We start from the raw sequence: 12,576 nt of genomic DNA, 5'->3' as shown, positions 1-12,576 counted from the left end.
GGGTCGGTCAGATCTGCACGGGCCGCTGATCGATGGGCGCGAGCACCTCGATGAGGTCGACCACCGCACCCTGCGCCGCCGCGCGCGGATCACGGCCCTCCACCAGTGCCGACACCACCGAACCATCGACCGCGCAGATCAGGGTGCACACCAGTTCGATATGCACCGAGCGGCCCGAGCGCCCGAGGGCCTCGGCCACCGCCTCGGCGCGCTGGCGAAGGCTGCGACGCATGGTCTCGCGCAGCGCGGGCAGGCGGATGCACGCGACGTGCCGTTCATAGCGCGAGATCAGCTGTTCGGTAAGGCCCGGACCGGACACGTCGCCCACGAGCAGATCCGCCAAAACCTCGGCGATGGTCTCCGGTCCCCGGCGCCGGCGCGACAAGGCGCTGACCCGCGACCGCAACTGTGCCACCTCGATCATGGCGATGTGTTCGACGGCGCGCGCGATCAGATCGTCGAGCGAAGAGAAGTAATAAGTGGTGGATGCCAACGGCAATCCGGCTCGCCGCGCGACCGCCCGGTGCCGCACCGCTTCGAACCCGCCCTCGGCCAGCAGCTCGGCGGCGGCGCTGACGAGCGCGTACCGCCGACGTTCTCCTTTTGGAGTAACCGCTGCAGTCACGAGTAGCCATCGTGCCAGCCAAAGTGGTACTGCATTGCCATTTCGGCCAAACGGCCAAGGCATAATGGCCCGCATGCCCGACTTGAGCCGACGCGCCCTGCTCGGCCTCGGCGCCAGCGCGGCCGTGGGGGCGATGGGCGCCTACGGGCTCGACATCCTGTTAGAGCCCCGCACATCTCACGCCATGCCGGTATCGACGGCCGGCACCCGGGTGCCGTTGGCGCCGGCGCCAAGCCCGCCTCGCGATCCGGCTCCTTCGGCGGCGCCCGCGCCCACCATGGTGACCGGTTCCTTCGTCTCCGCCGCGCGTGGCGGGGTGAACACGAATTGGGCCATCGCGCGTCCGCCGGGCCAGACGAAGCCGCTGCGACCCGTGATCGCGCTGCACGGCAAGGGCAGTGACGCGTCCACCGTGATGGCGGGCGGCGTCGAACACGGTCTGGCACAGGCCGTCGACGCCGGACTACCGCCGTTCGCGGTCGTCGCCGTCGACGGCGGCGGCGGGTATTGGCACAAGCGGTCGTCCGGTGAGGACAGCGGCGCCATGGTGCTCGACGAGCTGATCCCGATGCTGGGCAACCAGACTCTGGACACCTCGCGGGTGGCGTTCTTGGGCTGGTCGATGGGCGCATACGGCGCATTGCTGCTGGGCGGCCGGTTGGGACCGGCCCGCACCGCGGCAATCTGCGCGGTGAGCCCGGCGCTGTGGATGTCCTCGGGTGCGGCCGCGCCGGGAGCCTTTGACGGCCCGGACGACTTCGCGGCGAACTCGGTGTTCGGCATGCCCGCCCTGGGCTCGATCCCCATCCGGATCGACTGCGGCGACAGCGATCCGTTCTACGCCGCGACAAAGCAGTTCATTGCGCAACTGCCCAATCCGCCGGCCGGTGGCTTCTCGCCCGGTGGTCACGACGGGTCATTCTGGAGCTCGCAGTTGCCTGCCGAGCTGACTTGGATGGCACCGCTGCTGACGGCCTGACGCGTTACGCTCGCGGTGGTGACCGCACCTTTCGACTGGACCTTCCCGTACGCCTGGCCACGCAAGCCCATCGTGGCGGAAAACGTTGTGTGCACATCGCAACCGCTTGCCGCCCAGGCGGGCCTGCGGATGCTCACACAGGGCGGCAGTGCGGTGGACGCGGCCATCGCCACGGCCATCACGCTGACGATCGTGGAGCCGGTATCCAATGGCATCGGTTCGGACGCATTCGCCATCGTCTGGGATGGCAAGCAATTGCACGGACTGAACGCCTCGGGTCGCTCGCCCGCGGCCTGGACGCCGGAATACTTTGGCGGCAAGGGTGTTCCGCTTTTCGGCTGGAATGCGGTGACGGTGCCCGGCGCGGTGTCGGCATGGACCGAACTGCATGCCAAGTTCGGCAAGCTGCCGTTCGAGCGCCTCTTCGAACCCGCAATATCGTACGGCCAAAACGGATTTCTGGTCTCACCGACGGTTGCGGAGCAATGGGCGGCGCAGGTGCCGCTATTCGAGAACCAGCCCGGTTTCGCCCAGGCGTTTCTGCCTGGCGGGCGAGCGCCGAAACCCGGCGAGCGCTTCAGCCTGCCCGATCATGCCGCCACGCTCGAAACGATCGCCGCGACCAACGGCGAGGCCTTCTATCGTGGGGAACTGGCCGCCAAACTCGAGGCACACTCGCTGGACAACACCGGCGCCATGCGGGCCAGTGACCTGGCGTCTCACCGTGCCGACTGGGTCGGCACCGTCGACGGCGGCTACCGCGGGTACACGGTGCACGAGATCCCGCCCAACGGGCAGGGGATCGTCGCGCTGATCGCCATGGGCATCCTGGAGCATTTCGACATGGGCTCGCTCCCAGCGGATTCCGCCGACAGCGTGCACCTACAGATCGAGGCCGTGAAGCTGGCGTTCGCCGACGCCCAGGCCTATGTCGCCGACCTCGAGCACATGCCGCTGGGGCCGGAACGGCTATTGGACAACGAGTATCTGAGGCGGCGCGCGGCGCTGATCGACCGCGGGCGAGCCAAGCCCGCATCCGCCGGCGCCCCGGCGGGCGGAACCGTCTATCTGACCGCGGCCGACGCCACGGGGATGATGGTGTCGATGATCCAGTCGAACTACATGGGGTTCGGTTCGGGCATAGTGGTGCCGCGCACCGGGATCTCGCTGCAAAACCGAGGCGCGAACTTCGTTGCGGCCCAGGGACATCCGAATACCGTGGGCCCGAACAAACGTCCTTACCACACCATCATCCCGGGCTTCGTGACCAAAGACGGCGCCCCGGTCATGAGCTTCGGGGTGATGGGCGGCATGATGCAACCCCAGGGGCACGTGCAAGTGATGGTGCGCATCGCCGACCACGGGCAGAACCCGCAGGCGGCATGCGACGGCCCGCGATTCCGTTGGGTGGAGGGTATGCAGGTCAGCTGCGAAAAGGGTTTTCCGGATTCGACGCTGGACGAGTTACGCCGGCGCGGACACGATCTGGTTGCCGTCGACGACTACAACCAATTCGGCAGCTGTCAGGCGATCTGGCGTCTCGATGGCGGCTACTTCGCGGCCAGCGATCCGCGTCGGGACGGTCAGGCCGCCGCGTTCTAGACGCGGATCTGCCCATCGGCCGCCAGCTGGGCGATATCGCTGCGGAAATGACTGCCCGGCAGTCGAATTGAACGCACGACCTCGTAGGCTCTGGTCCGCGCGGCCGTCAGGTCGGCGCCCGTGCCCACCACCGACAGCACCCGGCCGCCCGACGAGACGATCTCGCCGTCGTCGCGCCGCATCGTTCCGGCGTGCAGCACCCCGTCGGCTTCCGAGCCGACGATGACGTCACCCACCCGGGGGCGCCCGGGGTAGCTCTCCGCCGCCACCACCACCGTCACGGCGGCACCGTCGTGCCAGCGCAGCTCGCCGAAGTCCGCCAATCTACCGCTGCCGGCAGCGTACAACAGCTGCCCGAGCGGCGATTCCAGTAGAGCCAGCACCGCCTGCGTCTCGGGATCACCGAAGCGACAATTGAATTCGACCACGGCGGGTCCGTTCGCCGTGATGGCGAGTCCGGCATACAGCAATCCGCTGAACGAGCTTCCACGCGCAACCATCTCGGCCGCAACGGGTTCGACGATGTTGCTGACCACGTCTCGATACATCTCGTCGGGAAGCCATGGGACGGGCGCGTAGGCACCCATACCGCCGGTATTGGGCCCGCTGTCGCCGTCACCGACGCGCTTGAAATCCTGCGCCGGCAGCAGAGGCACCACGGTTTCGCCGTCAACCACGCAGAACAGCGACACCTCGGGGCCGTCCAGGTAGGACTCCAACAGCACCGGGTGTCCGGCCTCGAGGAGCCCGGCGGCGTGCACGCGTGCGACCCCGCGATCCGCGGTCACCACCACGCCCTTACCGGCGGCCAGGCGGTCGTCCTTCACCACCCAGGCCGCATCCCCCACCGCGGGGCCGAACCGGTCCAGGGCGGCGTCCAAACGCGCGGGGGTATCGACGATTTCACTGGTCGCGGTGCGCACCCCCGCTGCGGCCATGACCTGTTTGGCGAAAGCCTTGGAGCCTTCGATGCGAGCGGCGTCCTTGCTGGGACCGAAGCAGACGATGCCGGCGGCTCGCACCGCGTCGGCCACCCCGAGTACCAGCGGCACCTCGGGACCGATGACCACCAGGTCGGCGCGGACCTCGCGCGCCAGGGCGACGACGTCGTCCGCCGAGGCGATATCGACCTCGTGCTGGTCGGCCACCCGGGCGGTGCCCGCGTTGCCGGGAGCGACCGCCAGCCCCGTGACCTGGGGGTCTTTGCGAAGCGCCAACAGCAACGCATGTTCACGGGCACCGGAACCAATCACCAGGACGCGCACGACACGTCAGACTAGCCCGGTCAAAAGGCTCACGCTCACACTCCCCGGAGGATTCAGACGATTTTCTCGAGCAGACCCTTGAGGTCGTTGCGCTGCGCGACGGTGAGGCGTCCGAGGCGCTTGTCGAACTCGTCGGAGAGCAGGGTCAGGCCTTTCCTGGCGGCCTGACGCCCGGCCGGGGTGAGCAGCAGCCGGTGGCGACGCAGATCGGACGGGTCGATCTCGCGGCGCACGAACCCCGCGGCCTCGAGCCGCTTCAGATAAAGCGTGACCGTCGCCTTGGGCATGCTCAGCGTCGCGGCCAGTTCGGCCGGATAGGGATGCTCATCGACCTCGGCGAGCAGAAAGAGCTCCTTGGACTCGAGGCCCAGCGCGCAGATGTCGGCCTCGGCGCACGAGATGACCGAGAGCAGCACCCGGTAGTTCAATGACCAGATCTTGGCCGCATCGACTGCAGACATCGACTTGCCAGATCGTTCAGCTATGAACTAGTTTTGTTCTGAACAACCGCATGGTCGAACAATCTACCAGGAGGTGGGCATCATGCCGCTGGATCAATACGTGACACTCGGGCGATCCGGTTTGCGTGTCAGCCCCCTGTGCCTGGGTGCGATGACGTTCGGCGAAGATCTCGGCTGGGGCACCAGTGTGGAAGAGTCCCAACAGATCATCGATCGGTACATCGAACTCGGCGGCAACTTCATCGACACCGCCAACTTCTACACCCGAAGCCACTCCGAGAAGATCATCGGCGACCACATCGGGCGCCACCCCGCCCGGCGCGACCGGTTGGCGATCGCGACCAAATTCAGCGGCAACCTCTATCCCGGTGACCCCAATGGCGGCGGCTCGGGCCGCAAATCGCTGATCAATGCCTGCGAAAATTCATTGCGGCGCTTGCAAACCGACTACATCGACCTTTACTGGCTGCACATCTGGGACAAGAACACCCCCATCGAGGAGACCATGGCGGCACTCGAGGACCTCGTTCGCGCCGGCAAGGTGCGCTACATCGGCGTCTCCGACACCCCTGCGTGGAAGATCGCCCAGGCCAACCTCATCGCCCGTTTCCGCGGCTGGTCGGCGTTCGTCGGGCTGCAGGTCGAGTACTCACTGCTGGAACGCACCATCGAACAGGACCTCGTCCCGATGGCGTCCGAATTCGGACTCGGCATCACGCCGTGGTCGCCGTTGAAGGGCGGCGTCCTCAGCGGCAAGTACACCCGGGCCAACGGTGGCCAGCACAATGCCGACCGCGGCGCCATGGTCGATGCCTTTCTCAACGAAAAGACCTACGCCGTCATCGATGAGCTCGAGACCATCGCGAAGGCGCACGAGACCAACGTCGCCAGCGTGGCGCTGGCCTGGGTGCGCGCGCAGCATGCCGTCTCATCGGTCATCATCGGGGCGCGCCGGCTCTCCCAGCTCGAGGACAACGTCCGGGCCGTCGACGTGAATCTGAGCGCCGACGAGCTGGCGCGACTGGACGCACTGACCAAACCCAGGTTCGGATTCCCGCACAACATGCTGGAGATGGCGCCGGGCATCATCAACGGTGGGACGTCGATCAACGGGGTCTCCGGGCCGATCTCCGAGTACGTGATGCCCGAAGGCGTTCAGCCGTACTGAGATTGAGAGGTCACTCGCCCGAGTGCATCTTCAGCGCACCCTCGACATTGGCCTTCTTGTCCTCGCCGGCGCCCTTCGCCGCCGCCTTCTTGCGCTTCGCCACGACCGCATCGACCGCGCCGTTGAGTGCCGAACCCAGTGGGAAGCCAAGGTAGTGGGTGAGGAAGACGGCCATCTCCTTCAGCTCGGTCTCGGTGAGCTCGCCGTTGAGAAGTGCGGCGTTAATTTGAATTTCGGCCAAGTCGCGGTTCCCGATCGCGGTCACCGCCGTCAGCGTCATGATGCGCTTGTCGCGCATCGACAATCCGGGTCGCGTCCAGATGCTGCCGAACAGGTGGTCGACGGTCAGGTCGAAGTATGCGTCGCCTTCGATGTTGGGCATCTCCCAGCCGTAGACCTCGTTCATCTTCGCGAGGCCCTTGCTGCGCAGCTCGTCCATTACGCCTCTTTCTCTGTGTGCGGAACCCCAAGGCCGGCGGCCAACCGCCGTAAAGACAACTGGGCAAGCGGCAGGTCGACCGAGACTGCCTCACCGAGAGCCAGCGCCAGGCTCAGGTCCTTCTCCCCTAGCCCCCGGGTGTGCAGGAAGGGCTGGTACAGGAAGTTATCCGGTTCAAGGTCTTTCATGTCCTCGCGCACCATGATCGCCCCGGGGCCGCCGGTGAGAGCGTCGGTGTGGCGGACCACCCGGCCCAGGGCCTGCAGATCAAGCCCGGCCGCCTCGGCGAGTTTCATGGCCTCACACGCCGCGGCGTAGGAGGTGAACGTCAACATGTTGCGGGCCAGCTTCATTCGCGTCCCGGCACCCGGCTCACCGGCGTGGATGACCATAGCGGCCCAGTGTTTGAACGCCGGCTTGATCCGCTCATAGACCTCGCGCTCGGCGCCCACCATCGTGGCGAGTTCGCCCTTTGCCGCCGCCGCGGCCCCACCACTCACCGGTGCATCGACGATATGGATGCCCTGAGGCTTGAGCTCCGCCGCGAGTTCGACCGCCGTGGTATCGCTGATGGTCGAGTGGATCGCCATGACGGTGCCGGGTTTCACGTGGGCCGCCAGCTCGCCGACCACCTCACGCACCTGGGCGTCGTTGAGCACGGTGATGTGGATGATGTCGGCGGCCGCGACGTCGGCGACGCTGTCGGCCAGGCTGGCGCCCTTTTCGACCAGCGGGGTCATCGCCTCGGTCCGGATGTCGTAAACCGTTACCCCGCCCGGCCATTCGGTCATCTTCGTGGCCATCGGCGCGCCCATGTTGCCCAGGCCGATGTAGCCGAGCTTCATTTCCTGACTCATGATCGGATTATCTGTCCGCCGTCAACGTTGAAGATCTGTCCGGTGATCCACGACGCCTCGTCGGAGAGCAGGAACAGACACATGCCGACCAGATCCGCAGGCGTTCCCATCCGCGACAGCGGCAGGCCCTTGACGATGTCGTCGACCATCTCCTTCGGGGTGGTGGTCCGATTGGCCTCGGTGTCGATGGGGCCGGGAGCGATCGCGTTGATCCTGATCTTCTGGCCACCCAGTTCGCGGGAGAGCTGCTGGGTCAGACCGTTGAGCCCGACCTTGGCCAGGCCGTAGTAGTTCGCGTAAAGCCAGGCAGCGGTGGACGATTGGTTGACGATCGCGCCACCGCCGCGCTTGGCCATCTTCTTGTACACCGCACGCGTGCACCACAGCGCGCCGTCCAGGTTCACGCTCATGAACTTGCGGTAGTACTCCGGATCGATGGTGAGCAAGAAGTCCAGCTTCATGCCGCCGAAGATCGCGGCGTTGTTCACCAGGTAGTCGATGCCGCCGAATTCGGCCAGCGTGCGGTCGGCCATCTCCTTTGCCGACGCGGGGTCGGACACGTCGACCGGAACGCTGATGGCGGTTCCGCCGTCGGCGACGATCTGCTTGGCGACCGCGTCGGCGGCCTCGACGTTGATGTCGGCGACCACCACCGCCGCGCCCTCGCGGGCCAGCGCCTCGACGTACGCCTGCCCGATGCCACCACCGGATCCGGTGACGATGCCGACCTTATTCTCGAATCGCATGTTTTCCTCTCGGTCGCCTACTTGGCGCGGTCATTGCACAGCTGTGGCAATGGTTTTGACTTCCAGGTACTCCTCGAAGCCGGCCAGGCCCATTTCTCGTCCGTTGCCGGACTGTTTGTATCCGCCGAACGGCGCATCGGCGGAGTACCAAACGCCGCCGTTGACATTGACGGTGCCCACCCGCATCCGCGAGGCGAAGTTGGCCGCACGTTCGGGGTCGGCGCTGAACACGGTGCCCGACAAGCCATATGGCGAGTCGTTGGCGATGCGCAGTGCGTCGTCTTCGCCGTCGTAGGCGATCACGGTGAGCACCGGCCCGAAGATCTCCTCGCGGGCGGGCCGCGCGTCGTTGGTCAGACCGGCGATCACGGTGGGCTCGATGAAGAATCCGCGGTCCTTGTCCGCGGGGCGGCCACCGCCACAGGCGAATGTCCCACCCTCGGTGATCGCCAGATCGAGGTAGCTTTGCACGCGCTCCCGTTGCCGGGCGGAAATCACCGGCCCGCACACGGTTCCGGAGTCGTCCGGGTCGCCGGGCTTGATCGAACCCATGGTGCCGGCCGCGATGGCGACGGCCTCGTCGTAGCGGGCCCGCGGCACCACCAGCCGCGTCGTGATGGCGCAGCCCTGCCCGGCATGCATGGCCGCGGTGAACGCCGACATCGAGCATGCCCCGCCCAGTTCGGCGTCATCGAGAACGACGAACGCCGACTTGCCGCCCAGCTCTAAGAACACCCGCTTGATGGTCGCGGCGGCATCGCCCATCACGCTGCGGCCGGTCGCGGTCGATCCGGTGAACGAAACCATGTCCACCCGAGGGTCTTTCGAGAGCAGCGCCCCCACTCGGTGGTCGTTCGACGTGATGATGTTGACGACACCGGGCGGGAAGTCGGTGTGCTCGGCGATGATTTCGCCGAGCACGGCGGCACACCAGGGTGTGTCCGGTGCGGGCTTCAACACCACGGTGTTGCCGGCGGCCAGCGCGGGTCCCAGCTTGGCGAGGTTGATCTGGTGCGGGAAGTTCCACGGGGTTATCGCGCCGACGACACCGACGGCTTCCCGCGCGATCGTGCGCCGGGTCGGGATGCCCATCGGCGATGCCTGGCCGAGGTCCCGGGTCCACTCGTAGGATTCGGCGGTGTCGGCCGCGAAACTCAAGTCGTTGACCGGCCCCTCCAATTGAGCGGCCGAGGTAAGCATTCGCGGCGCGCCGACCTCGGCGATGGTGATGTCGCGCAGTTCTTCGATGTGGCCACGCATCGCGTCGCGCAGCTGTCGTATGCAACGCACCCGCAATTCGGTGTTGCGGGACCAGTCCGTCTCGTCGAAGGCGCGCCGCGCGGCGCCGATGGCGCGGTCCATGTCGGTGGCGTCGGCGTTGGCGGCGACGCCCAACACCTCCTCGGTCGCCGGGTTCACCGTGGGGAAGTTGCCGGCGCTACCGGCCGACAGCTTGCCGTCGATGAACAGTTCACTCACGCCGTCGGCCAACAAGGCCATGTCCCGCTCCCGTCTGTGCCGGCCAACGCGGCACGCCATCTGGTGGACAGTTGTCCGATATTGTCCGATCGAACCATAGTCGCCAGGCCGTCGAAGGTGCAAGAGCCGATCTCGAATGTCACCGATAGAACCGTGTGGCATGGTCGTTGATCAGCATATTTGTGGGACGGGCTTGCTTCTCGCCATTTCCATCCGCTAGCTTGGACATGTGTCCAGCGACGCACTGGTGACGATCACATCCGACGGCGACCGCCAGACCGGTCAGCCGCCGCGCAACCGTCGCCAGGAGGAGACCTTCCGCAAGGTGCTGGCGGCCGGCATCGAGACATTGCGGGAGAAGTCGTACGCCGACCTCACGGTGCGCGCGGTCGCCGCCCGCGCCAAAGTCGCCCCGGCCACCGCGTACACCTACTTCTCGTCGAAGAACCACCTGATCGCCGAGGTGTATTTGGACCTGGTGCGCCAAGTTCCGTTCTTCACCGACGTCAACGACCCGATGCCCGTCCGAGTGGACAAGGTGCTGCGCCACCTGGCGCTGGTGGTCGCCGACGAACCCGAGGTCGGCGCCGCGTGTACGACGGCGCTGCTCGGCGGCGGCACGGATCCGGCGGTGGGTGCCGTGCGTGACCGCATCGGCGCGGAGATCCACCGCCGCATCGCGACGGCCATCGGGCCCGGAGCCGACCCGAATACGGTGGCAGCGCTCGAGATGACGTTCTTCGGCGCATTGGTACAGGCCGCCAGTGGCCAGTTCACCTATCACCAGATCGCCGACCAATTGGCCTATGTAGTGAGTCTGATCCTGCCCGGGAAGACAAGCCAGGAGACGAGAACTTAAATGACCGTCCGTGTGGGCGACCACGAGCTGGTCCTCGATCCCTACGACTACGACTTCCACGAAGACCCGTACCCCTACTACAAGCGGCTGCGCGACGAGGCCCCGCTGTATCGCAATGACGAGCTGAAGTTCTGGGCGCTGTCGCGCCACCAAGATGTGCTGCAGGGATTCCGCAACAGCACAACGCTTTCCAACAAGTACGGCGTCTCGCTGGACCCCGCGTCGCGAGGTCCGCACGCCAGCAAGACGATGTCGTTCCTGGCGATGGACGATCCCGCCCATCTGCGGCTGCGGACGCTCGTCTCAAAAGGCTTCACCCCGCGCCGGATTCGCGAACTCGAACCACGCGTCACCGAGATCGCGACCCAACATCTCGACACCATGCTGGACAAGGTCAAGGACGGTGCGGTCGATTACGTCGACGAGTTCGCCGGCAAGCTGCCCATGGACGTCATCTCCGAATTGATGGGAGTCCCCGAACCGGATCGGGATCAGGTTCGGGCCTGGGCCGACGGGGTGATGCACCGCGAGGAAGGTGTCACCGACGTGCCGCCGGAGGCGGTCGAGGCCTCGCTCAACCTGATCGTCTACTACCAGGGAATGGTCGCCGAGCGGCGCGAGAAGCCGACCGACGATCTGACCTCGGCGCTGCTGGAAGCCGAGATCGACGGCGATCGGCTCACCGACGACGAAGTGCTCGGCTTCATGTTCCTGATGGTGATCGCCGGTAACGAGACAACCACCAAACTGCTTGCCAATGCCGCATTTTGGGGTCACAAGAACCCGGATCAACTGACGCCGGTCTACGAGGACCTGTCACGGGTGCCGCTGTGGGTGGAGGAGACCCTGCGCTACGACACCTCCAGCCAGATCCTGGCTCGTACCGTCTCCGGCGAGCTCACCCTCTACGACACCACCATCCCTGACGGCGACGTCCTGCTGCTGTTGCCCGGTTCCGGGCATCGTGACGAGCGGGCCTTCGACAACCCTGACGACTACGTGATCGGGCGCGAAATCGGGCCCAAACTATTGAGTTTCGGCAGCGGCGCACACTTCTGCCTGGGCGCGCATCTGGCGCGGATGGAAGCCCGGGTCGCGCTCACCGAGTTGTTCAAGCGAATCCGCGGATACGAGGTGGACGAGGCCAACGCCGTCCGCGTCCACTCGAGCAATGTCCGCGGATTCGCTCACCTACCAATGAGCGTGGAGGTCCGCTGAATGCCCCGGTTTGAACCCTTGCCCGAACGCCGGCCCGCCATCGTGGCCGGCGCTTCCTCCGGCATCGGGGAGGCAACCGCTATCGAGCTCGCGGCGCACGGCTTCCCCGTCGCCCTGGGTGCGCGCCGAGTCGAGAAGCTCGACGACATCGTCGGCAAGATCAATGCCAACGGCGGCGAGGCGGTCGGATTCCACCTGGACGTCACCGACCCGAATTCGGTGAAGTCCTTTGTCGCACAGTCGACCGAGGCGCTCGGCGACATCGAGGTCCTGGTGGCCGGCGCCGGTGACACCTACTTCGGCAAGCTCGCCGAGATCACCACCGACGAGTTCGACTCGCAGCTGCAGATCCACCTGGTCGGCGCCAACCGGCTGGCCACCGCGGTGCTGCCCGGCATGCTCGACCGGCAACGCGGCGACCTGATCTTCGTGGGTTCCGACGTCGCCCTGCGCCAGCGCCCACACATGGGCGCCTACGGCGCTGCCAAGGCCGCGCTGGTCGCGATGGTCACCAACTTCCAGATGGAGCTCGAGGGCACCGGCGTGCGGGCCTCGATCGTGCATCCCGGTCCGACGAAGACCTCGATGGGCTGGAGCCTGCCGGCCGAGAAGATCGGGCCCGCACTGGAGGACTGGGCCAAGTGGGGCCAGGCCCGTCACGACTACTTTCTGCGCGCGGCGGATTTGGGACGTGCCATCACGTTCGTCGCCGAGACACCGCGCGGCGGCTTCATCGCGAACATGGAGCTTCAGCCCGAAGCGCCGCTGGCCGACAGCAAAGATCGCCAGAAACTCGCACTCGGCGAAGAGGGGATGCCGTCATGACAACTTCGCGATACGACGATGCGGCGCGAGGCACGAGCGCCGAGGAGGAGTGA

13 protein-coding genes are annotated in these 12,576 nt (G+C 66.3%); 6 read left to right on the top strand and 7 right to left on the bottom strand.

Translation table 11 applies throughout. The features are described from left to right. Positions 1 to 7 precede the first annotated feature (7 nt). Entirely contained in the window at positions 8 to 625 is a 618-nt protein-coding gene (locus VFW69_RS12830) for a TetR/AcrR family transcriptional regulator (protein WP_526501782.1), read from the bottom strand. Between the two features lie 61 nt (positions 626 to 686). Here VFW69_RS12830 and VFW69_RS12825 point away from each other — a divergent pair, with 61 nt between their 5' ends. Next, on the top strand, positions 687 to 1,604 hold the full coding sequence (locus VFW69_RS12825; protein ID WP_526501841.1) for an alpha/beta hydrolase: 918 nt from the start codon (positions 687 to 689) through the stop codon (positions 1,602 to 1,604). Between the two features lie 18 nt (positions 1,605 to 1,622). Next, positions 1,623 to 3,206: a gamma-glutamyltransferase family protein gene (locus VFW69_RS12820; protein ID WP_526501780.1), complete on the top strand. Its 1,584-nt coding sequence runs from the start codon at positions 1,623 to 1,625 to the stop codon at positions 3,204 to 3,206. Here the strand turns inward: VFW69_RS12820 and purD are convergent. Continuing rightward, on the bottom strand, positions 3,203 to 4,471 hold the full coding sequence (purD, locus tag VFW69_RS12815; RefSeq protein WP_526501778.1) for a phosphoribosylamine--glycine ligase: 1,269 nt from the start codon (positions 4,469 to 4,471) through the stop codon (positions 3,203 to 3,205). The genes VFW69_RS12820 and purD overlap by 4 nt on opposite strands. Positions 4,472 to 4,524: 53 nt before the next feature. Next, complete coding sequence (locus VFW69_RS12810; RefSeq protein ID WP_526501776.1) at positions 4,525 to 4,932, bottom strand: MarR family winged helix-turn-helix transcriptional regulator; 408 nt, start codon at positions 4,930 to 4,932, stop codon at positions 4,525 to 4,527. A gap of 73 nt (positions 4,933 to 5,005) precedes the next feature. Between VFW69_RS12810 and VFW69_RS12805 the strand changes: the two genes are divergently transcribed. Then, complete coding sequence (locus VFW69_RS12805; RefSeq protein WP_526501774.1) at positions 5,006 to 6,100, top strand: aldo/keto reductase; 1,095 nt, start codon at positions 5,006 to 5,008, stop codon at positions 6,098 to 6,100. A 10-nt stretch (positions 6,101 to 6,110) separates the two neighbouring features. Here the strand turns inward: VFW69_RS12805 and VFW69_RS12800 are convergent, their stop codons facing one another. Genes VFW69_RS12800 through VFW69_RS12785 form a run of 4 tightly spaced genes read right to left on the bottom strand, consistent with a single transcriptional unit; the run spans position 6,111 to position 9,642 of the window. Then, complete coding sequence (locus VFW69_RS12800; RefSeq protein WP_526501772.1) at positions 6,111 to 6,539, bottom strand: carboxymuconolactone decarboxylase family protein; 429 nt, start codon at positions 6,537 to 6,539, stop codon at positions 6,111 to 6,113. Then, the gene (locus VFW69_RS12795) at positions 6,539 to 7,396 is read right to left on the bottom strand and encodes an NAD(P)-dependent oxidoreductase (protein WP_526501770.1); all 858 of its coding nucleotides are present in this window, start codon (positions 7,394 to 7,396) and stop codon (positions 6,539 to 6,541) included. The genes VFW69_RS12800 and VFW69_RS12795 overlap by 1 nt, the downstream gene beginning before the upstream one ends. Next, positions 7,393 to 8,142, bottom strand: a complete 750-nt coding sequence (locus tag VFW69_RS12790) for an SDR family oxidoreductase (protein ID WP_526501768.1) — start codon at positions 8,140 to 8,142, stop codon at positions 7,393 to 7,395. The genes VFW69_RS12795 and VFW69_RS12790 overlap by 4 nt, the downstream gene beginning before the upstream one ends. Positions 8,143 to 8,172: 30 nt before the next feature. After that, a complete protein-coding gene (locus tag VFW69_RS12785) occupies positions 8,173 to 9,642 on the bottom strand; it encodes an aldehyde dehydrogenase (protein WP_526501766.1) in 1,470 nt (489 codons plus the stop codon). Between the two features lie 208 nt (positions 9,643 to 9,850). Between VFW69_RS12785 and VFW69_RS12780 the strand changes: the two genes are divergently transcribed. The 3 genes from VFW69_RS12780 to VFW69_RS12770 are packed head-to-tail and all read left to right on the top strand — an operon-like array spanning position 9,851 to position 12,523. Continuing rightward, positions 9,851 to 10,480, top strand: a complete 630-nt coding sequence (locus VFW69_RS12780; RefSeq protein ID WP_526501764.1) for a TetR/AcrR family transcriptional regulator — start codon at positions 9,851 to 9,853, stop codon at positions 10,478 to 10,480. Continuing rightward, on the top strand, positions 10,481 to 11,698 hold the full coding sequence (locus VFW69_RS12775) for a cytochrome P450 (RefSeq protein WP_526501762.1): 1,218 nt from the start codon (positions 10,481 to 10,483) through the stop codon (positions 11,696 to 11,698). After that, positions 11,699 to 12,523: an SDR family oxidoreductase gene (locus tag VFW69_RS12770; protein WP_526501760.1), complete on the top strand. Its 825-nt coding sequence runs from the start codon at positions 11,699 to 11,701 to the stop codon at positions 12,521 to 12,523. It begins immediately after the preceding gene. Positions 12,524 to 12,576 lie beyond the last annotated feature (53 nt).

The organism is Mycobacterium sp., from assembly GCF_036273375.1.
Lineage (GTDB): Bacteria > Actinomycetota > Actinomycetes > Mycobacteriales > Mycobacteriaceae > Mycobacterium.
Note: the sequence above shows the minus strand (reverse complement) of the source record. Positions and strands in the feature narration are given on the sequence as shown.